Origin of the sequence: Prosthecobacter fusiformis (assembly GCF_004364345.1) — a bacterium.
Classification (GTDB): Bacteria; Verrucomicrobiota; Verrucomicrobiia; order Verrucomicrobiales; family Verrucomicrobiaceae; genus Prosthecobacter; species Prosthecobacter fusiformis.
This window is the reverse complement of sequence record NZ_SOCA01000005.1, coordinates 110,597-137,439: the sequence shown is the minus strand read 5'-3', so window position 1 is coordinate 137,439 and position 26,843 is coordinate 110,597. Positions and strand designations below refer to the sequence as shown.

The window sequence follows — 26,843 nt, the reverse complement described above, 5'->3', positions numbered from 1 at the left end:
GCGTGGCTGCACAGGGTAGCTTGCGTGTTAAAGTGGGGGGAAAGCAATCAAGGCTAATAATATGGTATTTATATTAGCTATCAAACATTTTTTGGACGTGTTGGTTTAATTCCATGAATCTAATTGTCACGTGTTGGCACCCTTATAGTATGCAATTTACTGAACCCAATCTTTCGGCTAGTTAAAATGGGCAATTAAACTATGCCAGTGACAGACGATGAGGTGGTTTGATTAAAGCTGTCTATGCCAATCCTCTGAACTCTAGGTAATGGGCCGTTTGGCGGAACCATCAAGAGGCTGTGTTAAAGAATTTCAAAAGGGATTTCTTTGGTTTGTTGAAACCCAGATTTGTCGGGTTATATCCGGGCCACTTCCAGGGATATAGGGATCTGATCCCCACTAACAGCGCACCAAGAGAACAAGGCAGACAATGTCAGCCTTTAAAAGTCATAGCCTAGATCGGCATAAATGCTTCTGACAATGTAATTCTATTACAGGTTGAGTCATAAATGGCGCATTAGATATCGATAGCTTTAACTTGCATATAAATGATATATTTTAGTTTGAAGGTGGCTTGGGGAGTCCATCTTCTTCCACCAGAATACGGTGGGTGGCGGGGGCGAGGCCTTGCTGGAGGCGGTCTTGGGTCTCAATCAATTCAGCGCCGGGGGCGGGACGGATGCGACGACCGGTGTGCAGTGTGTAAATCTGTGTGAACTCGGCTCCCAGAAACAGGATGCAGGCATTGTAGTAAACCCAGAGCAGAAGTAGTACCACAGCCCCTGCGGCACCATAGCTGGACACGGTGCTTTCGCGGCCCAGGTAGAGGCTGAGCCCGAGTTTTCCAATCTCAAATAACGCTGAGGTAAAGATGGCACCGGCCCAGACATCTCTCCAGGCGATGATGGCATCCGGCAAGACTTTGAAAATAAAAGCAAAGAGCACTGTGACAAACCCGAAGGACGTGAGGAGTGAGACACCCGTCCAAAAGAAGCCTGGCACGGGATACACGGTCTCCAGGTATTCATGCAAACCCGCCATGGCTGTGGTCAGCAGCAGCGAGGTGAGAAGTAAAAAGCCAATCACCAGTACCATTCCGAAACTGACGACCCGCTCCCTCAGCCATTGTAGCCAGGCTTTACCTGGTTTGACGCGAACTTCCCAGATGGTATTAAGCGCGTCTTTTAACTGGCCAAAGACACCGGTTGCCCCGAGCAGAAGTGTCACAAAACCGAGCACAGTGGCAATGAATCCTTGCTCGGCCCTGGCGGCGCTTTTCACCATGGATTGCACGGCTGTCGCTGCGGGTTCGCCGACATAATTGATGAGTTGGCTTTGCAAATGACCTTTGACGGCCTCTTCTCCGAAGACCACTCCAGCAAGGCTGATGCTAAGGATCAAGAGGGGGGCGATGGAAAAGATGGAGTAGTAGGCGACGGCAGCGCTGAGCCGCAGCGCCTTGTCCTCCACCCACGATTCTAAAGTGGCCCGTAAAAGAACGAATGGGGTGAGCTTTAAAAACGCTGGATTTCGAAAGGACATGGTGGGAAATTTTAAAGGGGAAAGGTCCAAGAGAGGTTCTTTAAAACTTCGCAGTTCAGCGGCTTCCTGGCCCCCTGTAGATGCGTGAAGCGGCTGTGCTTCTATTTGCAATATGCAATCTACAACAATGCGAAATGCATTGATTGAGGGCGGTCTTGGATTGAACTGTGAAGAACGGTGCGACTGGCAACCCGCCTGGGAGCGTTGATTCAAGGGTATGCCGTTGTCACTGGCATACGTCGTGCGCCCACGGATGATCAATCATTGTCCATTCCCTCTCCTGAGTTTCCTCTCCCACCATGCCTCCCGTCGAAAAAGATGACCTCTCCGATCATCAGCCTACCATCATGGTAGTGGATGATCAGCCTCAAAATGTGAAGCTTGTCCGAGAGCTGCTGACAATCGCCATGCGATATAAAGTCATCGAAGCCCACAGCGGAGAACAGGCGCTGGCGCTGCTGGCCAAGACGATTCCTGACTTGGTACTTTTGGATGTGATGATGCCAGAGCTGGATGGCGTGGAGACATGCAAACGGATCAAGGAAAACCCTGTGCTGGCGGATATTCCAATCATTTTTTTATCGGCCGCTGATGATAAAAATCTCATCGTTCAAGCCCTGGAAAGCGGAGGGGTGGACTATGTGACCAAACCTTTTAGCCGGGCGGAACTGCTGACACGGGTGCGCACTCATCTGGCGCTCAAATCGGCCAGAGATTCGTTAAAAACACTGGCCGAAGATAAGGATGAACTGCTGGGCATCCTCACGCATGATTTAAAAAACCATCTGGGGGGCATGCAGATGAGCGCTCAGTTGATCCACGACCGGCTGAGCCGCCAGCCTGCTGACGCCAAGTTCGCCCAACTGGTGGACAATATCCTTTTGGATACGGCTCAGATGCTGGCTTTTGTGAAGGAGTTCCTTGCCAATAGCACAGCGGAAAGAACGCTGCAGTTTTCGATCGAGCAAGTGAACCTGGCCCAGGCAGCCTCGCAGACTCTGCGGCAGTATCAGATTACTGCGGAGCGGAAAGATATCAGCTTTACTTGCGATATGGACAGCAGTGCCAGCAGCTTGGTTTCTGTGGATCCCATCGCCGTGAAACAGATCCTCGATAACCTCATCTCGAATGCTATCAAATTCTCTGCAGTGGGGAAGAACATCCGCCTGACGGTGAAGGCAATGACGGGCGATTTTGTGGAGTGTAAGATCACGGATGAAGGGCCTGGTTTCACCGATGAAGACAAAGCTCACATGTTCCGCAGATATGCCCGGCTATCGGCACGGCCGACTGCTGGCGAGCCGAGCACGGGACTGGGGCTAAGCATTGTCAAAAGATTGGTGGAGGCCATGCATGGGCGTCTTTTGCTGGAATCATCTCCTGGAAAAGGATCCACTTTTATCGTCCGTCTGCCCAAAATCCGCCGAGCCTCAATCGATAATGAAATGGGGAATTCTAACTGATATCACATGGACTTTTTAGTAATTGATGACGAGAGAAGCATCCGGGATGCGACCTGCATGCTGATCGATGATGAGGGGCATTACGCGGAGCCGGTGGTCAATAGCGCCAGTGCTTTAACACGGCTGAAAGAAGAGAAGTATGACGCCATTTTGCTGGACCTGAAACTGGGTGCGGAAAATGGCTTGGATGTGCTGGAAATCCTGGTGAAGCAGTACCCACAGATCCCCGTGGTGATGTTTACTGCGCAGGGCACAGTGAAAACGGCAGTGGAAGCTGTGAGGCGTGGTGCGCTGGACTTCCTGGAAAAGCCCTTTACGCGCGAAGAATTCCGCGCGGTTTTGGCCCGCTTAAACCGCTTTCGGCAGATGAGCCAGCGGATCGAAACTTTGGAAAAAGAGGTGCAGGAAGTGCGCCAGCAAAACGGGCCTGAGCCGCGTTTTGACTTTGAAACACCTGCCATGAAATCTGTGATGGATGTGCTGATGCGGGCTGCCAAGGCACCTGCGGCCATCCTGATCCTGGGAGAGAGTGGTACGGGCAAAAGTGTGGTGGCCAGGGCGATCCATGAGCAGAGCCATCTCCATGACAAACCTTTTGTTACCGTAAGCTGTCCTTCACTTTCCAAGGAGTTGCTGCAGAGTGATCTTTTCGGTCACGTGAAGGGCTCTTTTACCGGTGCGGTCAGGGATACCTGGGGCAAGATCAAACAGGCGGAGGGAGGAACCCTTTTCCTGGATGAAATCGGCGAGTTGCCACTGGAGATCCAGCCGCAGTTATTGCGCCTGCTCCAGGAGCGTGAATACGAGCGGGTGGGTGAAACCGTCACTCGTAAAGCTGATGTGCGCGTGATCGCTGCAACGAATCGCGACCTCAAGGAGTGTGTGCGTAACCGAACATTCCGTGAAGATCTTTACTTCCGCCTGAATGTGATCTCTGTGGAGATGCCACCGCTGCGTCAGCGGCAGGATGACCTGCTGCGGTTTGCCGAATATTATACGGACCATTTTGCCCACCAAGTGGGGCGGAAGCTGCGAGGAATTTCGGCGACGGCGCGGCAGCGCATCATGAGCTATCCCTGGCCGGGAAATTTGAGGGAACTGCGCAATGCCATCGAACGGGCCGTGATCTTGTCTTCTGCTGAACAACTCGAGGCCACGGATCTGCCATCGGAGGTACATGATCAGGTGGACTCTTCTCCGGCTTTACTGAACACTGCCTCCAATGTGACGGGGAATGCAGTAGGTTCTTTCTCGGTCCAGGCCCTCGCGGGGATGACCTTGGAGCAAGTCGAGGAATTGCAAATCCGGCATACACTGGAGCATGCACCCAGCCTAGCTGAAGCGGCTCAGATGCTGGGCATTGATCAGGCGACGCTGTATCGCAAGCGCAAGAAACTGGGGCTGAATAAGGACTGAATGCAGGGCAAGTTTACGGCATACCCCCCCTGGCTCAGAGACCCCGGCGCAATGCGCTGGGCAGGATGCCTAACCTGTCCCTGTACTTCACCACGGTGCGGCGTGAGATGCGAATACCGCGCTGGGCCAGATGCTCTGCAATCTCTTTATCATTGAGCGGATGGTGCCGGTCTTCATCCGCAACGATGTCCTTTAATGCTGCTTCTACCGCGCGTGCGCTGACAGCCTCTCCAGCGTAGGTGGCCATGCCAGAGGTGAAGAAGGAGCGGAGTTCAAACATGCCATGAGGGGTGATGGCGTATTTACCTGCCACCGTGCGGCTAACGGTGCTTTCGTGCACGCCAACTTCTGTGGCGATTTCAGCCATGGTCATGGGCTTAAGATGGGCGGGACCTGTTTCAAAAAAATCCTCCTGCCTGGCCACGATGTGCTCAGCCACTTTTTGAATGGTCTGGTGGCGCTGACGCAGCATATCAATGAAAAACCGGCCGCGTTTGATGTGATCGCGGATGAATTCGCGGACATCCTTTTTCCCTTCTGCCTCGGCCATCATGTTTTTGTAAAAATGGCTTATCTTCAGGGAGGGGGTGACATCTTTGTGCAGCACGACGACCCATCTACCATCCTGCTTTTCGATGGTCATCTCGGGCTGCACGTGAAATCCACTCACGGGGGCTTCTTCAAGCTCTTTGGCGGGGCGAGGATTGAGGGTGGTGATGCGCTCTGCAGCGGCTTGCACGTCCTCGATTTCAACTTCGAAATGGGAGGCGATGTCTTCGAGTTTACGTCGGGACAGCAAGCCAAAACATTCGTCGAGAATGTGGTATTCGAGGGATTTGCTCCGTCCCAGTCTGGATAGCTGAGTCATCAGGCAATGCCGAAGATCAGAAGCACCTAGCCCAGGAGGGTCCAAGGTGAGTAACATTTCCTGGGCGAAGGCCAGGTCTTCCACCGGACGGCTTTCCTCTTCAGCTATTTCGGTCAGAGACTTCTTCAGCCAGCCGTTGTCATTGAGGTGGCCTAACAACAAGATAATATCACCCCGTTCCTCTTCATCGAAGCGCATGCCTAACAACTGACTTTCGACATGCTCTGCCAGGGTGACCGGCTTGGTCAGAGACTCCATCATGAACTGGCGTCGCTCCTCAGTTTCTGCTGAAACGGCGGGCTTGAGCGGGGTCGGACGCCATTCATCATCCATACGAGCCATATTGCTCAATTCCGTATCCCAGGAGTCCTCCACGGGATCTTCGAGGCTGGTTTCAAAAGTGGATTCAAGCCCATTTTCCAGTTCCAGAACTGGATTTTGCTGCAATTCCTGTCTCACGAGCAGGTCCAGTTCATGCGTGGGGGTTTGCAGCACGGTCAATTTGATTCGCAGTTCCTGCGACAAGTGCTGGCTTAGTTCGGGTGCTTGGACTAAAGCGGGCTGTATCACGGCTATTTAGAATAAAATTGGGAGATCAGGCAAACAACCATTATTAGAAACTCCACATTGCAAGACCCGTGCCACGCCGCAAATGGCTATCAGTGCGGGAAAGTATGCAACTATTCAAAAGTAACCCGGCAACTTGCAAGGCTCCGTCATTGCAATACGCAATCAGCCTGTGGTTTTTTCTAGATAAAGCTCTCGCACACTCGCGTGGCACAGACCATGCAATGCACCACTCTCCGCATTCTTAAAACCTCAACGCTCCCACTCCTCCCCCCTGCCCTTCCCATGAGATTTCAAATCACCTGTGAGCTGGATTACACGGCAACCGCTCCTGTCATATTCCTGCTGAACATCCGTCCAAAAATCAATTCTCACCAGATGCTGACGGATGAGAAATTCACGCTCGTGCCGCAAATGCCGCATGTGCAGCATACGGATCCTGTCACGGGCAACCGGTTTGATCAGATCACGGCCCAGTTGCCTGGGGTATATCACATCCGGTATCAAGTCATCGTAGAAACGTCCGCTCTGAAGCTGAGCATGAGTGAAATTCCCGATATGCCATTGGGCGAATTTGAGCTGGATGTGCTGGCGCTACTTTACCCAAGCCGCTATTGCCAATCTGACCGTTTGGGGAATCTGGCTGCAAAGCTTTTTGGGGAATTCGAAACTCCGCTGAAACAGGTGCAGGCCATTGTGAAATGGATATCCTCCCACATTGACTATGTGAGCGGCTCCACCACTTCTACCACATCATCGGAGGATACCCTAGTGGAAAGGCAAGGTGTCTGCCGTGATTTTGCCCATCTGGGCATCGCGCTCTGCCGGGCATTGAATATCCCAGCGCGATATTTTACCGGGTACGCGCATGAGCTCAATCCTCCGGATTTTCATGCTTGTTTTGAAACCTGGGTGGGGGGGCGTTGGCTCCTGTGGGACGCCACAGGGCTCTCTTCCCCAGATGCGGTCGTGCACATTGGCACCGGGCGTGATGCGGCTGATGTGTCCGTTTGTACCTCGTTTGGATATTTGCAGCTGGACCGTCAGACGGTGATTTGCCAGGCGCTGGATCCGGACTATCGCAAGCTTTCTGAAGAGGAGCTTCAGCAGGTCTGCATCTCCCATTCGTAATCTAACCTGGATACAGGGTAAACGCCCGCCTTCCGTTTCACCATGAGACGTTATTACATCGAACACCGCACGGTGTACCGCTACGCGGAACCCGTGAATTTCGGGCTGCATCGCTTGGTGCTGCGGCCACGTGAAGGACATGACATCACGGTGGTCAAACACGAATTGACCGTGCAGCCTGAGGCCAAGTTATTTTGGCTGACGGATCTGTTCGGCAATAGCATTGCCCTGGCGGAAATCGCTGAACCGGCAGACAAACTGGAGATTGTGAATGTGGTGATCATTGACCGTGTGGAGGGGCCTGAAGATGAGGCGCCTCAATTGCGCTCCCGAGCATCTGAGGTGACGATGCCAGTGACCTATCCACAGATGGAGTTGGGCGTGGTATCCGGCTACATTGCACCAGTCTATGAAGATGATGCTGCCGCCGTGGCGAGCTGGGCGGACGCACAGAGACAAACGGTGCCAGAACCAACGGCACTGTCCATGGTGACCCACCTTAACCGTTGTATTAACGCTCAAATCAAATACATGCGGAGGGAGGAACGCGGAGTGCAGTCCCCTGCGCGTACTCTTACCCTTGGCACTGGCTCCTGCCGGGATATGGCCACCCTGCTCATGGAGGCTTGCCGGGCATTGGGAATAGCAGCACGTTTTGTCAGCGGATATTTGGATGCGATGGCGGCTGCGGCTGGGCGAGGTTCCACTCATGCCTGGGTGGAAGTCTATCTCCCGGACAGCGGCTGGCGTGGATTTGACCCGACTGTGGGAGATGTGGTTTCCCGCAAGCATGTTCCTTTGGGAGTCAGCGCTCACCCACGTGGTGTGATGCCGGTCAGCGGTATTTATGATGGCCCGCCCGGTTCGTATCAGGGGCTGGATGTGGCGATCACGATCCGTCAGATCGATTGCAATGAATCTCTGCATTCGACCGCCAAGGAAGGCCGCTAAAAAAAATGTCCCCGACATTTGAAACAAATGCCGGGGACAGAGTAAAGTTGGTTAAACGGGATTTAATCCCGTGCGGAGTGAGAGGGGAAACCTCCGGCACTTACACCTCTTCGATGTAGCTGCGGATTTTTTCCTTTGTCTCACCGGTGCGTTTCTGGATGCGACCCAAAAGCTCATCTTCTTTTCCCTCTTCGAAGAGAAGGTCATCGTCGGTGAGTTGGGCATACTTCTGTTTAAGCTTGCCCTTGGTTTCGTTCCAACTGCCTTTCATGCCGAGTTTTGTCATAATAAGATGGTGGTTGATGAGGGCGTCATTGCCCTCCCCTATTCTTATGCGTGAAGCGTGCCACGAATGAATGCCTCCGTTTCACCAGGGAAACGGGGCTAAATATTTGTGGGTGGTGGGGAATCTACGGTATTTTGCAAGGCGGGTACCTTGCCGTGTGCAAGGTCGCCAGGTGACTGGATTGTATTGATGGCATTCTCCAGAGCTTCGATTCTAACGGGCTTGATGAGATGCACCAAAAATCCTGCGGCGCGGCTTCGATGAATGTCTTGCTCCATGCCGAAGCCGCTGACGGCGATGCCCTTGAGCCTGAAGTGATGCCCGATTTCTTCCATCAGTTCATATCCCGTTCCATCTGGCAAACCCAGGTCTGAAATCAGAAGATCGAAGGTTCCATTGACGACCTGTTGCCGAGCTTCTTCCAGAGAGCCAGCCAGGCTCACTTCATGCCGCCGACGCCTGAGAAGTGCAGCAACCACTCCTCGGGTAGGCTCATGATCCTCCACCAACAAAATGCGAAGACTGACCTGGGCGGCCCGAACGGATGTACCTGCGGCAGGCAGTTTGCGAACCGGCACAGGAGTGGTGGCAGAGGAGAGCTTCAGCAATGGCAGGTGCACCACAAAGGTCGAGCCATGACCGCGCCCATCACTGTGTGCACAGATCTGGCCTTGGTGAAGCTCCACCAGCATGCGTGTGATGGCTAGGCCGAGGCCAAGGCCACCAAAGTGCTGCGCACTGCCCTTGCCCGCATGATCCCCCTGTGAAAAGGCATCAAAGATGCGGCCCAGTTCGTCCTCACTCATGCCGATGCCATTATCGACCACTTGGATGGACAGGGACTTTCCATCAGCGACGGGGTGGGTTTCCACGGTGATGGTGCCGCCTGAGGATGTGAACTTGACGGCATTGTTCAAAAGATTCCACAAAACTTGCTGCAAGCGGACAGCATCTCCCATCACTAGGTGGTTGCCTGGAGTATGACTGAGGGTAACGGAGACACGCCGGGCATCGGCTTCGCCTCGAATCGTGGCGATGGCATCCTGGATGATGGCATGCATGTCCACTGGCTGCAGATCCAGGATCAACTTGCCACGGGTGATGCGGGTAATGTCCAGGAGGTCATCAATGAGGCGCGCTTCGAGGTCCACATTTTTGCGGATGATTTCAAACTCAGCCCGCACGTTTTCAGGGATGTCCTGGTTGGTGCTACCTTCACTAGCGAGGAGCAGGACCGGGCTGAGCGGGGTTCTCAGTTCATGGGAAAGCCGGGCCAGGAAATCATCCTTGGCACGTACGGCTTCCAGCGCACTGTCACGCGCCTGCTCCAGATCCAGCTCCGCCTGTTTGCGTATGGTGATGTCCGTCAGCATGGTGACCACACCAACGACATCGCCTTCAGCATTATGCTCGGGAACAAAAATCACATGTCCCCAACGTTGGCCGATATTGTCGTATGGAATGGCCATTTCAAATTCCACCTGTTGACCAGCGAAGGCTTTTTCAAGCATGGGCAGGGCACTGAGGTAGGCACTGGAGCCAGCCACATCGCTGACATGTTTTCCCAGCACCTCCTGCGGCTCAAAACCGTAGCGCTCAGCATAGGGTTTGTTTACAAATTTATAAATGTGCCGCTGATCGAGTTGGGCGAGCAATACCGGCGCATGGTCCGTGACCAGGCGTAGTTGTTCTTCGCTAGCACGCAAGGCGTCTTCGGCTTCACGGCTGTCCGTGATGTCTTGTGTGATGATGAGTCCTGCTATGACCTCCCCCGCGTCATTACGGATGCCCACCACACTATTGCGGACCCAGACAATTTCTCCATTCGGCCTCACATCCCGTTTTTCAATAATGAAGGATGATCCACCGTTCATCATGGCATCGAACACGGCGATGTTTTGGGCCTGGTCATCTGGATGTGTGATGACGTGAATGTTCATTTCCAGCAGCTCAGCACGGCTGCGGCCGACGATCTCACAATACGCGTCATTGACCATGACAATGCGCCCCGCCAGATCTGTCTGGGCGATGCCAGAGCCTGCCTGTGTAAAGATAGCGGAGAGGTGGGCCTCTCGCTCCCTGAGGATGCTGTCCGTCAGTTTGATGTCCTCAATGTCAGTATTGGAGCCATACCATTTGAGGATATTCCCTGCACTGTCCTTTACAGGTACGGCGCGTGTCTTAAACCACCGGTAAAGACCATCCGCACGCCGGATGCGTACCTCCAGATCCAGCGCACTGTGGTTATGGGCCGCCGCATTCCAGGCACTTTCAAACACCGGCAGATCTTCGGGATGAATCGCATTGGACCAGCCAAAACCACGCTGATCCGCCTCCTGAAGACCTGTATATTCACACCATTGTGGGCTGACAAAGTCCCAAGCGCCATCCGGGCCGCAGGTCCAGACTAGGTGGGGCATGGCCTCCGCCAGATCACGCCAACGGCTTTCGCTGGCGCGCAATGCGGCCTGCACCCTTTTCACCTGGTCCAACTCTCGCTGTAAGCTGCTGTAGAGGCTGGCATTGTCCATACCGATGGCTGCCTGGGCCACCATGCCCATGAGGATACCTTCTACAGCCTCTTTGAACACTCCCGGCTGGGTGTGACCGAGAAACAGGCCACCAATCACCTTTCCAGAATTGGATACCACAGGCACAGCCAGATAGCTCCTCACGTCCTTGAATCCTTCAGGCAATAGCTTGGGAATCCCTGACGAATTTTGGCTGATCTCATTCGTCACATCATCAAGCCGCACCACCCCTTCCCCCAGGAAGGCGGGCCCCAATAAACTAAGATCTTCAGAGACCGAAAACTCGGCATATGAGTCTTGAGAAACCCCGGAAAGAGTACACAAGGTAAAGGATTCTCCGTTGTCATTGGGGGCACTGTAAAAGAAGGCAGCAAACTCCGCCCCTGCAATATCACGGCTGGCATCCGTGACGCTCTGGACGATTTTCTCCAGATTCCTCTCGGCGACCAGCGTGCTGCTCACTTGGTTGAGAACCGCCAGGATTTCGGACTGCTGGCGCAGCGCTTCTTCCGTCTTTTTAAAGGTGGAGATGTCCAGGTTGATGCCTGCCCATCGGATGATCTCTCCCTTTTCATCCCGTATGGGAATACCGCGTGCCAGGGTGGGATGCCAACGTCCGTCCGCTCCTTTGAAAAGGTATTCTTTCTCCCAGAGAACAGAGTCATTGGACAACTGGTTCCACTCTTCAATGGTAGCTGCCGCTGCGTCAGGATGCAAAACACTGGCCCATCCCATCCCGGAACATTCCTCCTGGGTCAGCCCTACTAGTTTAAGGAAGGAATCACTGGAGTAAATGTTGCGTCCTTGAGCATCGCAGACCCAGATGCCGTAATTGATGGATTCTCCGATGCTGCGGTAAAGCTGTTCACGGCGCAGCAATTCCAGCTCATTCTTCTTCCGGTCGGTAATGTCACGACCGATTTTAGAAATCCCGGTGACGTTTCCTTCGGAATCGCGGATGGGGGAAATGGTGAGGGAGATGTCCAGTAAGCTGCCATCTTTGCGCTGTCTTACGGTCTCATAGTGCTCGATCGACTCTCCTGCGCGGATGCGATCCATGATGAGAGGTTCTTCCTCCTGGCGGTCCTCCGGAATCAAGATGGTCACTGGTTTACCGATAATTTCAGCGGCTTTGTAACCGAACATTCTTTCAGCTCCGAGATTCCAACTAGCGATCTTTCCATCCAGATCTTTGCTCAGAATCGCATCATCGGAAGAAGTGACAATGGTGGCCAGGTGAAGCCTTGCCGCTGCGGCATTAAGCTGCTCCAGAACCAGTGCGGCCGAATGAGTGACGATGCGGATGAACTTCAATTCATCTTCGTCAAACTGTGGACGTGTGCGGCTGGCGAATGAAAGAGTGCCTAACAGATGACCGCCAGCGATGAGCGGATGACAAGCATAAGTCTGAATGCCAAAGCTGCGCACCAAATCCGCTTTGTCGTAGCCACTGTGTTGAATGTCGTTGGCGACGATGCCCTGGCATGTCTCTGCGACGGTTCCGCAAATGGACTGCCCAAACTCCAGACGCCGAATGTTGGATGCCTGCTCTTCCGTGATGCCTGCACATGAATGCATTTCCAGCGCATCTCCAGCTGGAGTGACCATGAAATTAAAATAGGTATCCGCACGCAAATGCCAGGCGACTTTGGCGAAAAGATTGCGCACCACCGTCTCAGGATTGCGCGCACTGAGTAGCTGGGCCAGCGTCTCCGTGAGGAGCTGCATGCGCTCGCCGCGAATTTGCAAATCCTGAGCCGCACGCGCTTGCACCACCAGGGGCTGGACACGGCTCACCACATTTTCCAAGAGGTTTTGTTCATCCTCCCGCCAGCAGCGCGGCTGTGCAGTCGTCACGGCAAGCAATGTCCGCAGCCGACCCCCTTGGGTAAATGGAGCAACGGCAAAGGCGCGCACCCATTGCTTGTCAAAGTTCTGAATGAAGTTCTGGGACGGTGCATGAAGAGAGGTATCGGCTATCGAAAACCCCTTTTGCGCGATGCCTTTCCAAAATTCGATAGGGCCAAAATCCTCAAAGTGATGCTGGCTGTCCTGACGGGGGATATCGTCCCGTGCCCAGTCATGACGCACCGTGAGCATCCTGGCGGCATCATCCACTTCAATGAATCCGCAGCGGTCGGTTTTTAGATGCATGCCCACCATGGCGGAGGCAGCTTCCAGAATTTCCGCGGGCTCGTGCATCAGGCTCAGTTTCTGGCTGAGCATGCTCAAGAAAGTGGCGTGTTCCTCCGTGCGGCGGCGCTCCTCTAACTCCTTCTTCAGAGCCAGGGCATTGGCTTTGGATTCTGTAATGTCCTGGAAAATGTTGATGGCACCCGTGATGTGGCCCTGGTCATCCCTCAGCGGATCAATGCTGATGCTAATGTTGAATTTCGTCCCGTCAGCCCGGACCACTTCAGCTTCGACGTTGCGAAAAGATTTTCCATTCTTCACGGCCTGCGCCACCGGAGTTTCCTCTTGAGTAAGCAGGCGGCCATCTGGAAGCAGCACTTGGTGGAATCCACAGTAGCGTATTTCAGGATCATCAGGATCCGGGGCACGCCCCCACAACTTGGCCGCCAGTGGATTAAAAAAGGTGATCCGCCCTTTCTCGTCGCAGGCATAGACTCCAGCCGGCAGCAACGAGAGCATGTGCTGCAGGCGGTTTTGCACCTGCGTGACTTCATTCAATGAATCCAGCCGCAGGCGTAAAAGAGAAAGATGCACCTTTACCCGCGCCAGCAATTCACGTGCATTGAAGGGCTTGATCAAATAGTCGTCCGCCCCGGCGTCCAGTCCTTCGACCTTGGCCTCCTCCCCTGCACGTGCTGAGAGCAGTATAACTGGAAGTGTGCGCAGCATCGCATCCCCGCGGACCGCCTGCAGCAGGCCGAATCCGTCCATGCCAGGCATCATCGCATCCGAAAGCACCAGATCTGGCCTCTGTCTCTGGATGGCAGTCCAGGCAGCATTGCCATCCGCCACTGCTTCCACTTCGTAATCCGCAGATAACAGACTGGCGACATAGCCACGCATGTCCGCATTATCATCGGCGACGAGAATCCGCATGCGGGGACTGGACCCGATGACGGGTGATGCAGTACCTGGCGCTGATGCATCCGGCACCCACTGCTCCGCCTCTGTGGTAAAAAGGGTTTCAGCTTTACGCACATTCGGGTGGAAACCCTGGCGGACATGCTCCGCTGGAAGATGCTCCTTGCCTCGCAGAAGGTGGACCGTAAACGTGCTGCCCTGCCCCGGCTGGCTTTCTACGGTGACATCGCCACCGTGGAGTTTGACAAGTTCATTCACCAAAGCCAGCCCGATGCCAGTGCCCTCAAAACTGCGTCCTTGGGTCCCCTGCACGCGGTAAAACCGCTCGAACAAACGCGCTTGCGCCTCCAGAGGGATACCCGCGCCTGTGTCCCTGACGGACACTTTCACACCGTCCTCCACATCACGGACTGAGACATGGATCTCCCCCTCTAGCGTAAACTTGAAGGCATTCGACAAGAGATTGAGCACGATCTTTTCCCACAATTCCCGGTCCACATAAATTTCTTCACGCAGGGGTGGGCATTCCACTGTCAATTTCAGTCCGGCCTTCTCCAAGGCGGAGCGAAATCCGCTGGCCAAATCCATGGTCAGTCTGGCCAGATCCACGGGTTCAAAGGCTGCCTCAATACGACCCGCCTCAATGCGGGAAAAATCCAAGAGTGTGTTTACCAACTTCAATAATCGCAAGCCATTGCGATGGGCGACACCGGCCAGTTGAAGATCGGCATCTGAAAGAGAATGCTGTTTATTCAGCAGATCCTCCAGCGGGCTAAGCATCAGCGTCAGCGGCGTGCGGAATTCATGACTGACATTGCTGAAAAAGGCGGTTTTGGCGCGGTCCATGGCTGCCATTTCCTCCACCCGCTGCTTCTCCTGCTCATACATTCGCACATTGGATAGTGCTCCTGAGACCTGTCCTGCGAGAAGCTCGAGAAAACCCTGATAGGCAGCATCAAAGGAGCGGTAGGGATTGATGCCCACCACCAGGTGTCCGGCAATGCCTTCCTTCCCCTGCTGGGTCACTGGGATGACCGCTGCGCACTGGGAGGGGATATCCCAGGTGCCGAAGGGTATCTCCGTGAAACGTTCCTGCAGATCCCCCACGAACTGAACCCCTTCCCCGGCATTTAGAGGCCAGACGAGATCCTCTGAATCCAGGTCTAACAAGTCAGGGGCCATCGGATGACCCATGTTTATGCCATGACTGCAACCGAGACGAGTTTCATGCCCGCCAGGTCTCAGCAGATAGATGAGTGCAAAAGGCAGGTCCTTGGGATGTTGCTGGACGCATTCTTGGAAGGCACTGCACAGATCCTTCTCATTTTTTACGCCCGTCAAACCTGCCGCAAGTTCCCTCAACATCCTCAGCCGACGTTCGTTGATGACGCGTTCCGTCTCTTCGGTGACGACACAGAGCATGCCACCAACCAAACCGTCCTCCCCAGAAATAGGACTGTATGAAAACGTGTGATAAGTCTCCTCCGCAAAGCCACTGCGTTCGAGAAAAAGCAGCAGTCCCTCATCCCAGGTGGCGACACCATCCTTCACCACAGACTCAGTGCGTGGCCCCACATCTGGCCAGATTTCTTTCCACACGATTCTAGCCGGAGTTCCCAGCCAGTTTGTTTTCAACCCTAGCGTGGGCAGATAAGCATCATTGCAGAAAAAGAACAATTCAGAGCCCCAGCCCATCCACATCGCATACCGCGAGTTGAGCATCAGGCTGACGCTTGTCTTCAAACTCTGCGGCCAGTTTTCAGGAGTACCCAACGGGTGGTCGGACCAGTCGAATTCTCTGACCCGACGTCCCACTTCGCCGCCACCCTTTAGCCAGGAAACCTGGTTCGTATTCTCATTTGAAATGGGTGCCTGGGGCGTCATGCAGACGGGGAGCTGGAAGAATCCGATTTGGGGAGTGTGAAGTAAAAGCGGGCACCACCGCCAGAGGCTGGGGCATATCCATACCGACCGCCCTGAAGCTCCACCAAACGCCTAGTGATCGAAAGGCCAAGTCCTTTGGCACTGTGCGTTTGATGCAGGCTCTCAAACGGCTGGAACAGGGATCCTACCTTGCTTTCGGCCACACCGGGTCCGTCGTCCACCACGCTGAATTCATATTCGTCAGGCAGTTCCTTCCACTCCATCTTGACGTTACGGTCTCTTCCTGTGTGCGTGACGGCATTCATCAGCAAGCTGGCCCAGATGGTTTCCAGCCAAGAGGGCACTCCGGCTACTTCTGGCCAATCGGATACTTCCTCCATCCGGATGCCACGCTGCATGGCGGTCTTTTCTGCCCCCTGGCGTGCGGCCCAGGCTATCTGCCCCATCTCGACAGGCTCCTTAGCCTTGTGATCCACGGTGGCCCGGATCAGATGGCTGACCCGCTCAATCAATCGCAGGACCGCCTGCGTGGAATCAAAAAGAGGGAGAGTCAGTGCGGCGTCTTCTTCAGACTGCTCTGCCAGGATTTCTTTCAAAAGTTCCCCCGTGGTAAAAATGCCGCTCAGAGGCGTGCGTAGATCATGGCTGATGCGTCGTGCGACGGTTAAGAGATCACCGCGCAAGCGGCTGTTTTCACGGACCAGTTCATGCTTTTGCAAGGCTGCGCGGAAGACCTGGGCTAGAAGCCGGCCATGCCAGTCCTCCGGCGCAATCACATCCAGCCCGGTGCTGTGGACGGCATCACTCAAGCTGACCACTGGCCAACGTGCGCTACCGTCCCCATAAGTTGATTTGAGGGCCAGTTCGATCTCCCCCATTTCAGGCTTGATCAGCACCAGGAATTCTTTGCTGGAAGAGACCGGGTTGAGCAAAAGCTCATCCACGTTGGCCGGCTGCCCGATTTGGGCTCCTGGAAATGCAAGGCTCACAGCTTCCAAAACCGCTTCATAAGCCTGGGGACTTCGGGAGGCAAACAACAGGTGCACAGTAAGCATGGCAGTAGGCAAAAAAAATCAATTATTCGAAATGATCGAGAAGGTTCAATTCAAATCGAATCTCAACGCGTTTCTGCGTGCAGTCATTTTGCAAGATGCGCTAGGGCCATTTGGATGGCTCCTTCTAAAGAATTCATGTGAATAGGCTTGGTGAGATGGGTCACAAAACCAGCCGCTGAACTGCGATCCAGGTCCTTTTCCATACCGTATCCGGTCAGTGCTATACCCTTGAGGCCATACTGCTGGGCCAGTTCCACCATGAGGTCATAGCCATTGCCATCTGGAAGGCCGATGTCTGAAATCAAAAGGTCAAAGTGCTTCTCGCGGGCCAATAGCCTTGCTTCATCCACACATGATGCTGTGCTGACAAGATAACGGCGGCGTTGGAGCAACTGTGCCAATGCAGTCCGCGTAGCCTCGTGATCCTCTACGAGCAGGATTTCCACAGGCTTGTCATTTTTCGCACGGATGCTTTCAGCCGGAGTCGCCGGCTGCAATTGCAGGCAAATATCTGGCACCAGCGGCAGTTTGATGACAAAAGCTGCGCCTTCCCCAGGTCCGGTACTCTCTGCTAAAATGCTCCCCGCATGGCTTTTCACCAGCATCTGGCTGATGGCGAGGCCGAGTCCCAGCCCCCCAAAGCGGTGAGAACCACCCACCCCCGCGTGATCTCCCTGGGCAAAGGCATCAAAGATGCGCTCCAGTTCCGGCGCAGACATTCCTATACCCGTGTCTTCAATTCTGATCTCTACAACATCCTCCGTGAGCAGCGTCTGTGTGGTGACGATGATAGCCCCACCTTCAGGAGTGAATTTAACTGCATTTTTAAGGACGTTCCAAAACACCTGCTGCAGCCTGACATCATCGCCCATCACCGTATGGGCATGGGCGTTTAAATTCACTCTCAAAGACAGGTGCTTGGCCACGATCTCTGCCGCCACATTATCAAAAGCATCCCGTAAAACCACATGTACGTCCACAGGCAGTTTATCCAAGGCCATCTTGCCACGACTGATGCGGGTGATGTTCAGCAGGTCATCAATGAGGCGTGCCTCTAGATCCACATTTTTGCGGATCGTTTCAAAAATGGCCCGGATCGGTACGGGGATGCTGGGATCACTGGCCGCATCGCTAGATAAAAGCAGGATGGGATTTAAAGGCGTGCGCAGCTCATGCGAAAGCGCGGCCAAAAAGTCGTCTTTGGCACGGGAGGCTGCCAGGGCCTCATCCCGTGCATGCTCAAGCTCAAATTCCGCCAGCTTGCGGGCGGTGGTATCTGACATCACCCCGATTAAGCCCTGCACCGTTCCATCCAGCGCTCTTTCCGGCACATAGACCACATTCATCCAGCGGCGACCCAGTGTCTCATAAGGGATCTCGATCTCAAACTCCACACGGTCGCCAGCCAGGACATTTTGCAGATGAGGAAGGATAGCTTCATAGGCGTCTGTGCCCAAGACTTCGACAAGTTTCTTACCGATTACCTGCTCCGGCTCCATGCCAAACCGCTGGGCATAAGGGCGGTTCACAAACTTATACGTGCATTCTTGGTCACAGAGCGCCAGCAGGACAGCCGCATGGTCTGTGACGACGCGGAGTTGCTGCTCACTCTGGCGTAATCTGGATTCCGCCAGTTGGCGCTCCGCAGCCTCCCTTTCCAGACGGTGGATATGTCGCTCCAGCTCCTCATTTTGAAGAGCCATGGCCTGGCGCTGAGATTCAAGCTGGCGCTGGATGGCCGCTTTTTCAGCCGCATTCTCCACTGCACGCCGCAGCACAATGGCACTGGCTGAATTTTTAGGCAGGAAATCATGAGCTCCACTTTGCATCGCCTCGACCGCCAATTCCACATCCTGGCTGGAGGTCAGCATGACGATGCCGAAAGCATTCTGACCGTAAGTCGCCACCAGCTTTTTCACCAGACTCACGCCATCGCTATCAGGCAGATTGAAATCCATCAAAACACAATCTGGCTGCAACTGCTCCAGACGTTTCATCGCCTCCGCCGCTGTGGCCACCTCACTGATTTCATAAGGCCTCTGCACTCCCTTCGACAAATGACGCCGGAAGATGACGCAATCCGTCATGGAATCATCCACGATCAAGACTTGGAGGGGCGATGCCGGTGCCATGAGAACTCAGGTTTTGTTAGGTCTGTTTCAGAGTCTTGGATCGGCTTCGTCCGGTTTTTCCAACAGGCATTCCGGGGCTGGCGGCAGCGGCAGGCGTACCGCCTCCACCCAGTAATCCACCAACAGCTCAACAGCCCGTTTGAAGGCCGAATAATCAGTCTGCTTCACATGGTAGGAATTGGCTCCATGTTCATAGCACCATGCGATGTCCTGAGGACTGCTGGAAGTGGAGAAAATCACAACCGGGGTACGTTTCAAACGCGGATGCTGACGCACTGCCAGCAGCACAGATTTTCCATTCACTCCAGGAAGATTCAGGTCCAGCACGATGACCGCCGGCAAAGGCGGCAGTGGCCTGTTCGGCAACACGGGCGCTTTCAGCATGTCCAAAACCTGCTCTGCGCTGGTGCAGCGTTGCAACCGGATAGGTACATCGGCTTTGGCACGCTTTAATATGCGCTCCAGGGCTGCATAATCTTCATCACTGTCCTCGACCACCAGGAAGGAAGGATTGATGATTTCAGTCATGGTTTGGAGAGTCCGGTTGGAGGGTGAAATAAAAGGTCGTGCCTTGTCCCGGCCGGGATTCGAGCCAGATCCGTCCACCGTGACGTTCGATGATTTTACGCACAATGGTCAGACCGGCCCCAACACCGCCACCATACTGCTCGCGGGCATGGAGTCTTTTAAAGATTTGGAAAACCAGTTGCTGGTGTTCTTTGGCGATGCCGATACCGTTGTCTCGCACATAAAAAACTGGCGCCGAGCTATCCTCTGAAGGCAGCCAGCCCAGCGTGATTTCCGGCGGCTTTTTGTCGTTGTACTTGATGGCATTACTGATCAGATTGGAAAACACCTCACTGAGCCGATCCGCATCCCCGTCCACTGGAGGAAAGTTTTCCGCGAGGACAATTTTTGCGCCGGTTTCCTCCCTCCTGGCAATAAGCATTTCCAATGCATCTTCCACGACTAACATGAGATTCACTTTTTGTGCCCGGATTTCCGCACGGGACAGCCGTGAATAATAAAGCAGTGAATCCAGCAATGTTTCCATCCGCTCTGTCAGGCGCATCATGGTGCGCAGATAAGCCATCCCCTGGTCGTCGAGCTGTCCGGCATAGTCTTCCATCAGGAAATTGGAATAGTTATTGATGCCCCGGAGTGGCTCCTTGAGATCATGAGAGGCCACATAGGCAAAGGAATCCAACTGCCGGTTTCGTTCATCCAGCTCGATGTTCAGCCGGGTCAATTGCTCTGCCCGACGAACTTCAGATTCGAGGATTGTCTGGCGCAACAGGCGCGCCGCCTCGATTTCACAAGCCAACCAGGGAACCGATTTGCCACGCACTTCCTGCTGCCATAGTTCAAAGGATTTGCGCGGCGTCAGGCGGTCGCCGTGGGGTCCCGTTTCCACTGGCTTGGTCGGATCTCCAGCCCACTTCATGGTCTGGGTCTCTTCGGGGCGGAACCACATGAGATAAGCAGGATGCTGCTTGGAAAGACGGGCCGCCAGCAATCCGCTGGCCATTGAAGAATCAATCTTCAGCCCTTTAACTACACTGCCCAGATGATCAGTGGACCAAACAGAAGGTTCCGTCTCTTGCGCTAATTTAGCCGCCAGTTGGTGAACCGCCGCTGCTTCGGGAGTGTTTCCACGGAGATGGACTTCGTCGTTGTAAATGAGAGCCGAACCGCCTGCCTCTATACCCGCGAAGGTTTTGCCTGGACTCTGAATCAACACCTGGCTGAAATCAGAATGCATGGACATTGCATCCGCCAACAAGCGATGTTCATGCAGCAATTTTGTTTTATATTCATGCTGCTCATCGCTCTCCTTGCTGCTCACCTGGAGAGAAAGCATGTGAGCGAGGAATTCACAGGCCATCCGCGTTGTGTGTGAGACATAGCGTGGAGAATAATGATGACATGCAAACAAGCCCCAAAGCTCATCACCAATCACAATGGAAATGGACATGGATGCCGTCACCCCCATGTTTTGCAGGTATTCCGCATGGATCGGTGACATGGATCGGCTGACGCAGTAACTCATGTCCAGTGGTCCGGCGGTATCCGGACGCATCTCTGGCACCAGTGGTACAGGCTTGTATCTCACATCCGGATTCAACCTGAGCTGCGACCTAACAAAAAGCTTTCGGGCCTGCTTCGGAATGTCTGAAGCTGGATAGTGCAGGCCCAGGTAAGACTCCAGATCGGCCCGCCGGGCTTCCGCAATGACATGACCTGAGGCATCATCGGCAAAGCGATAAACCATGATTCGGTCAAAGCCGGTGAACTTGCTTACATGCTCCGCCGCGCGCTGGCAGAATTCCACCACCGAGGTTGTTCCCTGGAGCTGGTTGAGCGTGTGCTTCAGAGAAGTATAGACTTCCTCTTGGACCATGGAGTTTTGATCTTCCCAAAGTTCCATCTCCATTATCAATACGCCTTGGTGACGGTGAACCAGCACCTCAAACGACTGCCCTAATTTTCCAATCGCCAACGGCGGCAGGTAGTGCGGGGAGGCCTCTAGCTGTTTTGAAAGAATCTGCTTTTCCAGGTGCTCCAGATCTGCTGCCGGGAGCAGATCTGCCAGACTCATTTTCAACAGTTCCTCCATGGACATTCCCAGGCGCTCAGGTGCATTGGCGCTGGCTTGCATGATGGACAGTGACGGTTCCTGCAAAACAAGAAGCGTGGCATGAGGCTGAACTGAGCCCGGAATATGGATAGGCTCACGATCACAATTGGTTAGGTCAGTTTGCTCAGACATTCGTAAAATTTAAGTTTTTAAACCGGAGGGCAAAACTGTCGAAGGTATCTTTCGCCGCATTCACAGCACTTGCCTCCATCCCAGGATCATCCCGGGCCAGGGCTTCTGCCCACATTCCAAATTCGCGCCAGCGCAGGCCAGTCTGTTCCCGATAACCAGCGAAAAAGGCACCTGCCTTTTCTGCGGTCAGCGGGAGGCTTCGTTGCAATAGCTTGGTGATCATCTGGCCCCCAAGTGTTGAGCCTTCAAGGACATACAAGCATCCAACGGCAGCTCCTAAATTCTTGATTTCTGGAAGTCCATTGCTCAGCGATAGCGCTGCCACATCGTTTCCTGTCATGCCCAAATTTGACAGATCATTCTCCAACCACGGAGTTTTCCGCCGTATCTCAAAATCCCAGTTTTTTTGGTTCCAATCGATCAGCTCCGCCAGCCGTTCTTCCAGCGGTGCATACAGGCTATAGAAACTCTCCAGCAAGCGTCTATACAACTCTTCTGACTGAAAATGTCGCTGGATATCCAACTGCTCCTCCAACGCTGCATGGGCTGTAGCAGTGTGGTTTTTGAGTGATGTGAGGAGAGGCATCTAACTATACATGATTGGGCGGCCGTTGAAAAGAAATGTGAAGGTGCCACCGCATTCCACCTCCAGAAAACATTTATCCTCCACTGGCCGCAAACTGGCGGATGAGACGCCGGAGAGTCTCCATCTGGATAGGTTTCGTGAGATGATAGACAAAGCCTGCATCTTTGCTTCGCAGGATATCTTCCTCCATGCCATAACCGCTAACGGCAATGCCACGCAGACCATGCTGGTCCCGCAGTTGAGACATCAACTCCATACCGCTGAGGTCCGGCAGTCCCAAATCGCTGATCACAAGGTCAAAGGTATGCGCCTCGGCTATTTCCAAAGCCATTGCCGCACAGTCGGCTGCCGTTACAACATGCCCTGCACGGCGCAGCAGCAACTCCATGCTCGCACGAGTGTCCTTGTGATCCTCAACTAACAGAATGCGCAGCCCCGAATGACTCAGATCTTTCTCAAACTCCACTGGCCCCGCATTAACTGGACTGGACAATGATCCCAGGGGCAGTTCTAAAGTAAATGTCGCACCTTTGTCTGCCCCGGGACTGTCGCCAATAATCGTCCCATCATGCGATTCCATGATGGAACTACTGATAGCGAGCCCCAGTCCTAAACCTCCAAAGCGACGTGTGATGTCACGCCCTCCCTGCTCAAACGGCTTGAACATGCCAGGTAAAATCTTTTGAGCGAAGCCGATTCCGCTGTCGGTGACTTCAATCCAAATTTTTTTACCTCGATTGCCTGTCTTAACCGTGATGATGCCACCTTCGGGCGTGAACTTGACCGCATTGCGGATCACATTCCAAAGAGCCTGTTGAAGGCGCACAGGATCCGCCATGGCCAAATGTTTTGCCGCGTTAAGTTGAAGCTCAAAAGTTTGCTTTTTTGTATGGATATCCGTCTCGCAAATTTCATGCGCACGCTGGATGATCACATGCACATCCACCGCCCTTAAATGCAGTTCCAACTTGCCGCGTGCGATGCGGGTCAGATCCAGAAGATCATCAATAAGACGGGCCTCAAGTTCCACGTTACGGCGAATCATTCCGAGGCTGGCGCGGACGGATTCGGGCAGGCTCTCATCATTCTCCAGAGCCATGGTGGCCATCAGGGCTGGCGTCAGCGGAGTACGTAACTCGTGACTCAGTGCGGCCAAAAATGCATCTTTGGCCAGGTTGGCCTTCTCTGCTCCTTCTTTGCCCTGGCGCAGTTCCTCACGCTCTTTTTGTTCGGTCAAATCAGTTACCACCAGACACATCACATGCTGATCTTCCATTGGCAGTGGACTGCCAGTGAGGAGGACCGGACGGGAGCCACCATCCAAATGCTGTAGCAGGCACTCATGTTTGGCTGCTTCTTCACCTTTAAAGACATGATCTAAATTCTTCCACGTCGATTTTGGAACATACTGGAGGATCTGTGAACTGATCACCCGCTCTAGCGGCAGACCAGTCATATCCGCAAACCGTTGGTTGCAATACAAAATGAGACCGCTCTGATCCACGGTGACCGCGCCTTCCTGCATCTGCTCGACATAAATGCGGTAAGGCTGCTCGGCACCGCTCAAACTGTAAACCTGGCTGCCATGACTGCCACTGACCACGACGGCATCCACATCGCCATTGCGGATAGCATCCAGCGTTTCTTGCGCTTCACGCAAATGATCGTGAATCCTCTCAAAGTCGCTTTTATCAATCCAAACGCGCGGCTTTGCTTCCGCCTTCTTGCTTACTTGGGTTCCGGTGCGCGCGCCATTACCACCAGATTTGGTCCCGGAGGATTTTCTGGAGGCAGGTGAATGCGCACTGGAGGCTTTTTTGCTCATAATTTAACGAATTCGTCCTCTTGTCATGAGGCTTTGTCAGCAAGATCGATGTTAAGGCTGATTAGAATCTTCTCCTTATCCGAAAAGTTACCCACTACCCTGCGCGAGGGGGCAGGTTCCTGTTTTACCAGTGTCGGAGCAGCAATAATTTGTTCGTCTGCCGCCGCGTCTGGCTGCTGATAGATGTCGATCACCTCCAGGTCATACCGGCCTGCGAGATGTTCATCACACATAGCATGAATGTTAGCCACTGCCTGCGCAGCTCGTGTGGTTGTCCCTGTGACGTATAATTTAAGCACATACCGTTGCGAGCTGTCCAAATTGCCCTTCAGCAAAGCTTCAAAATCTGCTGTGCTAGAAAGCGGTTCCACTGGGATACCCTCTGCCTTTTTCTTAGCGGCCTTGGCGGGTGAAGCCTTGGTTCCTCCACGTACCTGGGAAGTCTTTTTTGCCATGGGGGTAATGCCGGTTGGGGGGAGCCTGGGTTAGAGCGGACAACGATCAGTTCGGAAGGAGTGAAAAATCTGATCTTATTTTTTAGCAATGAGTTCCAGATCAATGCCCACCATTACCTTTTCCACATTCGACAAATCTCCAATGACTCTTTTGATTGGCTCAGGTAATTTGCGCACCAGGGTGGGCAGAGCGACGATTTGATCACTCTGCGCAAGGTGTGGGTTTTTCATCAGGTCCACCACTTCAATGTCGTAACGGCCCGCCAAATGTTCCTCACACAACCTTTTCAAGTTGGAGAAGGCAGTCAAGGAGCGGGGAGTCTGACCCGCCACATACAGACGCAGATTCCACACATCAGGGGTTTCGGGAGCTGCTGATTTACCGCTCTTGGAGACCCCTTTTTTTGCGGTGGTTTTTTTGGCAGCTTTGACTGCTGGCTTTTTTTTCGCTGCCACAGTCTTTTTAACCGTCTTTGCTGCGGGTTTAGAGGAGGCTTTACCAGGGGCAGGTGCTTTCATGGCTTCTGGGTGCTTGGGGTTAGGCCTTGCTCGTTTGCTTCGGGGTCTTCTTGTAGTCAGAACGGCGGCTCGTTAGCATCAGGTTGCGGTCCTCCCTAATTTTTTCGTCTCTCTGTTTCTTGTTGGATGCCTCCCGGCTATATTCTTCCTCTTCAGAGGCAATTTCTGCCTGGAGTGAGACGATTTGTGCTTCCAGAGCCTTGCGTCGATGATCCAGCGCCAGACGTTTACGGTCCAGCTCTTCTTCAGCGGCCATTTGCTCTTTCATGTTCTTGGTTTCCTGGGCCACGCGTGCTGAGCCTGTCAGCACACCTTCAGTCCCCAGATAAACCGGCACCAGCTTGATACCTTTAGAGGTGATCACAAATTCACGCACTTGGTTAGAATGGGCCATGCCGCGTGATTTCAGCACATACATCAGTCGGTTGCGCTCACCGCCCAGTTCCACATCCCTTAGCAGCAGCCATGTGTCCACGATGGAACTGAGTCCCTCATCCGTCTGTTCCAGTGACCTTCCGCCGCTGGTCAGCGATGATAAGAAAGCGGTGATTTCCTTCTTTCTCAGATACTCGATCAACCTTGCCAGCATCGCGGTTGAATCGTCCAGGGTGCCTGCTGTGCTTAGATTGGAAACGGGATCCACGATCACTGTCGCAGGACCAAAATTCTCGATCATTTTGTGCATGCTCACCAGATGCATCTCCAGTCCCTGCAAGGTCGGTCGGGATGAATGAAACTGCAGCAAGCCTTTGCGCACATAAGGAGCCAGATCAATGCCAATGGTCTTCATGTTCCGCTGAATCTGCGAGGGAGATTCTTCAAAGGAAAAATACATGCAGCGTTCACCGCGCCGACATGTTTCATAGGCCAAGTGTGCGCACATGCTGCTCTTTCCGGTGCCCGCCGTGCCACTGAGCAGAATGGTGCTGCCGCGATAATAGCCCTGCCCGTCCAGCATCTCATCCAGTTCGCTGACGCCTGTGCCCACGCGTTCATTGGACACTTCATAATCCATGCCGCTAGAGGTGATCGGCAGCACCGAAATGCCCTGTTCATCAATCAGGAACGGGTATTCATTCGTGCCGTGAGTGGACCCACGATACTTCACCACACGCAGACGGCGGGTCGAAATCTGTCCATAGACACGGTGATCCAAAAGCACCACACAGTCGGATACATATTCCTCCAGCCCCTGGCGGGTCAATGAGCCGTCGCCACGTTCTCCGGTAATCAGGGTGGTCATACCGCGTTCCTTTAGCCAGCCAAAAAGCCGCCGCAGTTCTGCCCGCAAGATACCCTGGTTGCTCAGCCCAGAAAAAAGCGTTTCAATGGTGTCCAGCATCACCCGTTTGGCACCGATGCTATCAATCGCATAACCCAGGCGGATAAAGAGTCCCTCAAGATCGTATTCTCCATTCTCTTCGATCTCGCTGCGCTCCACATGCACATGATCGATGATCAGCTTCTTGCTGGCCACCAGGTCATCAATATCAAAACCAAGAGAGGCCACGTTTTTGCGGATGTCATCCGCTGTCTCCTCAAAGGTCATTAGCACTCCAGGTTCTCCAAACTCAGTCGCACCACGAATCAGAAATTCTGTCGCCATCAAAGATTTACCGCAGCCAGCGGAACCGCAAATCAGCGTTGGTCGGCCCTTCGGAACCCCGCCGCCGGTGATCTGATCAAACCCAGTGATACCAGTGGGTGCTTTTTCGAGCAGAGGAAGAGGTTTGACTTTAGATTTGGCCATGAGAAGAAAATTATAAATCAGGTTAGAATCTCGGCAAAACATTGAAGTAGCTCTTAAA

At 53.7% G+C, this 26,843-nt stretch carries 17 protein-coding genes; 4 read left to right on the top strand and 13 right to left on the bottom strand.

What is annotated here, in order from left to right:
• Positions 1-558: 558 nt before the first annotated feature.
• Positions 559-1,542 carry a YihY/virulence factor BrkB family protein gene (locus tag EI77_RS14500; RefSeq protein ID WP_133796010.1) on the bottom strand — a complete coding sequence of 328 codons (984 nt, stop codon included), beginning with the start codon at positions 1,540-1,542 and terminating at the stop codon, positions 559-561.
• Between the two features lie 299 nt (positions 1,543-1,841).
• Here EI77_RS14500 and EI77_RS14495 point away from each other — a divergent pair, with 299 nt between their 5' ends.
• Both EI77_RS14495 and EI77_RS14490 read left to right on the top strand, forming a co-directional pair.
• The gene (locus EI77_RS14495; protein WP_133796009.1) at positions 1,842-3,005 is read left to right on the top strand and encodes a hybrid sensor histidine kinase/response regulator; all 1,164 of its coding nucleotides are present in this window, start codon (positions 1,842-1,844) and stop codon (positions 3,003-3,005) included.
• Between the two features lie 6 nt (positions 3,006-3,011).
• Entirely contained in the window at positions 3,012-4,421 is a 1,410-nt protein-coding gene (locus tag EI77_RS14490) for a sigma-54-dependent transcriptional regulator (protein WP_133796008.1), read from the top strand.
• A gap of 34 nt (positions 4,422-4,455) precedes the next feature.
• On the opposite strand, the gene rpoN is transcribed toward EI77_RS14490, so the two are convergent.
• Positions 4,456-5,859, bottom strand: a complete 1,404-nt coding sequence (gene rpoN / locus EI77_RS14485; RefSeq protein ID WP_279586910.1) for an RNA polymerase factor sigma-54 — start codon at positions 5,857-5,859, stop codon at positions 4,456-4,458.
• Between the two features lie 282 nt (positions 5,860-6,141).
• On the opposite strand from rpoN, the gene EI77_RS14480 reads away from it, so the two are divergent.
• Positions 6,142-6,987 carry a transglutaminase-like domain-containing protein gene (locus EI77_RS14480; RefSeq protein WP_133796006.1) on the top strand — a complete coding sequence of 282 codons (846 nt, stop codon included), beginning with the start codon at positions 6,142-6,144 and terminating at the stop codon, positions 6,985-6,987.
• A 42-nt stretch (positions 6,988-7,029) separates the two neighbouring features.
• Entirely contained in the window at positions 7,030-7,938 is a 909-nt protein-coding gene (locus tag EI77_RS14475) for a transglutaminase family protein (RefSeq protein ID WP_133796005.1), read from the top strand.
• A gap of 100 nt (positions 7,939-8,038) precedes the next feature.
• Here the strand turns inward: EI77_RS14475 and EI77_RS14470 are convergent, their stop codons facing one another.
• The 11 genes from EI77_RS14470 to kaiC all read right to left on the bottom strand — a co-directional run bounded on the left by EI77_RS14470 (position 8,039) and on the right by kaiC (position 26,785).
• Positions 8,039-8,224, bottom strand: a complete 186-nt coding sequence (locus tag EI77_RS14470; RefSeq protein ID WP_133796004.1) for a CsbD family protein — start codon at positions 8,222-8,224, stop codon at positions 8,039-8,041.
• A gap of 98 nt (positions 8,225-8,322) precedes the next feature.
• A complete protein-coding gene (locus EI77_RS14465) occupies positions 8,323-15,693 on the bottom strand; it encodes a PAS domain S-box protein (RefSeq protein ID WP_133796003.1) in 7,371 nt (2,456 codons plus the stop codon).
• Positions 15,690-16,748 carry a sensor histidine kinase gene (locus EI77_RS14460; RefSeq protein WP_133796002.1) on the bottom strand — a complete coding sequence of 353 codons (1,059 nt, stop codon included), beginning with the start codon at positions 16,746-16,748 and terminating at the stop codon, positions 15,690-15,692. Before EI77_RS14460 ends, EI77_RS14465 begins: the two co-directional genes overlap by 4 nt.
• A gap of 83 nt (positions 16,749-16,831) precedes the next feature.
• Positions 16,832-18,880, bottom strand: coding sequence for a hybrid sensor histidine kinase/response regulator (locus tag EI77_RS14455; RefSeq protein WP_133796001.1), 2,049 nt, complete (start codon positions 18,878-18,880; stop codon positions 16,832-16,834).
• A gap of 27 nt (positions 18,881-18,907) precedes the next feature.
• Entirely contained in the window at positions 18,908-19,408 is a 501-nt protein-coding gene (locus EI77_RS14450) for a response regulator (protein WP_133796000.1), read from the bottom strand.
• Positions 19,401-21,650, bottom strand: a complete 2,250-nt coding sequence (locus tag EI77_RS14445; protein WP_133795999.1) for an ATP-binding protein — start codon at positions 21,648-21,650, stop codon at positions 19,401-19,403. Before EI77_RS14445 ends, EI77_RS14450 begins: the two co-directional genes overlap by 8 nt.
• Positions 21,643-22,236 carry a biliverdin-producing heme oxygenase gene (locus tag EI77_RS14440; RefSeq protein ID WP_133795998.1) on the bottom strand — a complete coding sequence of 198 codons (594 nt, stop codon included), beginning with the start codon at positions 22,234-22,236 and terminating at the stop codon, positions 21,643-21,645. The genes EI77_RS14445 and EI77_RS14440 overlap by 8 nt, the downstream gene beginning before the upstream one ends.
• Positions 22,237-22,309: 73 nt before the next feature.
• Complete coding sequence (locus tag EI77_RS14435; protein WP_133795997.1) at positions 22,310-24,061, bottom strand: ATP-binding protein; 1,752 nt, start codon at positions 24,059-24,061, stop codon at positions 22,310-22,312.
• Positions 24,062-24,084: 23 nt separating this feature from the next.
• Complete coding sequence (locus EI77_RS14430; RefSeq protein WP_133795996.1) at positions 24,085-24,516, bottom strand: circadian clock KaiB family protein; 432 nt, start codon at positions 24,514-24,516, stop codon at positions 24,085-24,087.
• A 75-nt stretch (positions 24,517-24,591) separates the two neighbouring features.
• Complete coding sequence (locus EI77_RS24100; protein WP_345778278.1) at positions 24,592-24,870, bottom strand: circadian clock KaiB family protein; 279 nt, start codon at positions 24,868-24,870, stop codon at positions 24,592-24,594.
• Positions 24,871-25,054: 184 nt separating this feature from the next.
• A complete protein-coding gene (gene kaiC, locus EI77_RS14420; RefSeq protein WP_133795994.1) occupies positions 25,055-26,785 on the bottom strand; it encodes a circadian clock protein KaiC in 1,731 nt (576 codons plus the stop codon).
• Between the last annotated feature and the right edge of the window lie 58 nt (positions 26,786-26,843).

Coding starts and splice junctions, on each gene's coding strand:
- EI77_RS14500 (WP_133796010.1), bottom strand. CDS start 1,542: ATGTCCTTTCGAAATCCAGCGTTTTTAAAGCTCACCCCATTCGTTCTT.
- EI77_RS14495 (WP_133796009.1), top strand. CDS start 1,842: ATGCCTCCCGTCGAAAAAGATGACCTCTCCGATCATCAGCCTACCATC.
- EI77_RS14490 (WP_133796008.1), top strand. CDS start 3,012: ATGGACTTTTTAGTAATTGATGACGAGAGAAGCATCCGGGATGCGACC.
- EI77_RS14480 (WP_133796006.1), top strand. CDS start 6,142: ATGAGATTTCAAATCACCTGTGAGCTGGATTACACGGCAACCGCTCCT.
- EI77_RS14475 (WP_133796005.1), top strand. CDS start 7,030: ATGAGACGTTATTACATCGAACACCGCACGGTGTACCGCTACGCGGAA.
- EI77_RS14470 (WP_133796004.1), bottom strand. CDS start 8,224: ATGACAAAACTCGGCATGAAAGGCAGTTGGAACGAAACCAAGGGCAAG.
- EI77_RS14465 (WP_133796003.1), bottom strand. CDS start 15,693: ATGACGCCCCAGGCACCCATTTCAAATGAGAATACGAACCAGGTTTCC.
- EI77_RS14460 (WP_133796002.1), bottom strand. CDS start 16,748: ATGCTTACTGTGCACCTGTTGTTTGCCTCCCGAAGTCCCCAGGCTTAT.
- EI77_RS14455 (WP_133796001.1), bottom strand. CDS start 18,880: ATGGCACCGGCATCGCCCCTCCAAGTCTTGATCGTGGATGATTCCATG.
- EI77_RS14450 (WP_133796000.1), bottom strand. CDS start 19,408: ATGACTGAAATCATCAATCCTTCCTTCCTGGTGGTCGAGGACAGTGAT.
- EI77_RS14445 (WP_133795999.1), bottom strand. CDS start 21,650: ATGTCTGAGCAAACTGACCTAACCAATTGTGATCGTGAGCCTATCCAT.
- EI77_RS14440 (WP_133795998.1), bottom strand. CDS start 22,236: ATGCCTCTCCTCACATCACTCAAAAACCACACTGCTACAGCCCATGCA.
- EI77_RS14435 (WP_133795997.1), bottom strand. CDS start 24,061: ATGAGCAAAAAAGCCTCCAGTGCGCATTCACCTGCCTCCAGAAAATCC.
- EI77_RS14430 (WP_133795996.1), bottom strand. CDS start 24,516: ATGGCAAAAAAGACTTCCCAGGTACGTGGAGGAACCAAGGCTTCACCC.
- kaiC (WP_133795994.1), bottom strand. CDS start 26,785: ATGGCCAAATCTAAAGTCAAACCTCTTCCTCTGCTCGAAAAAGCACCC.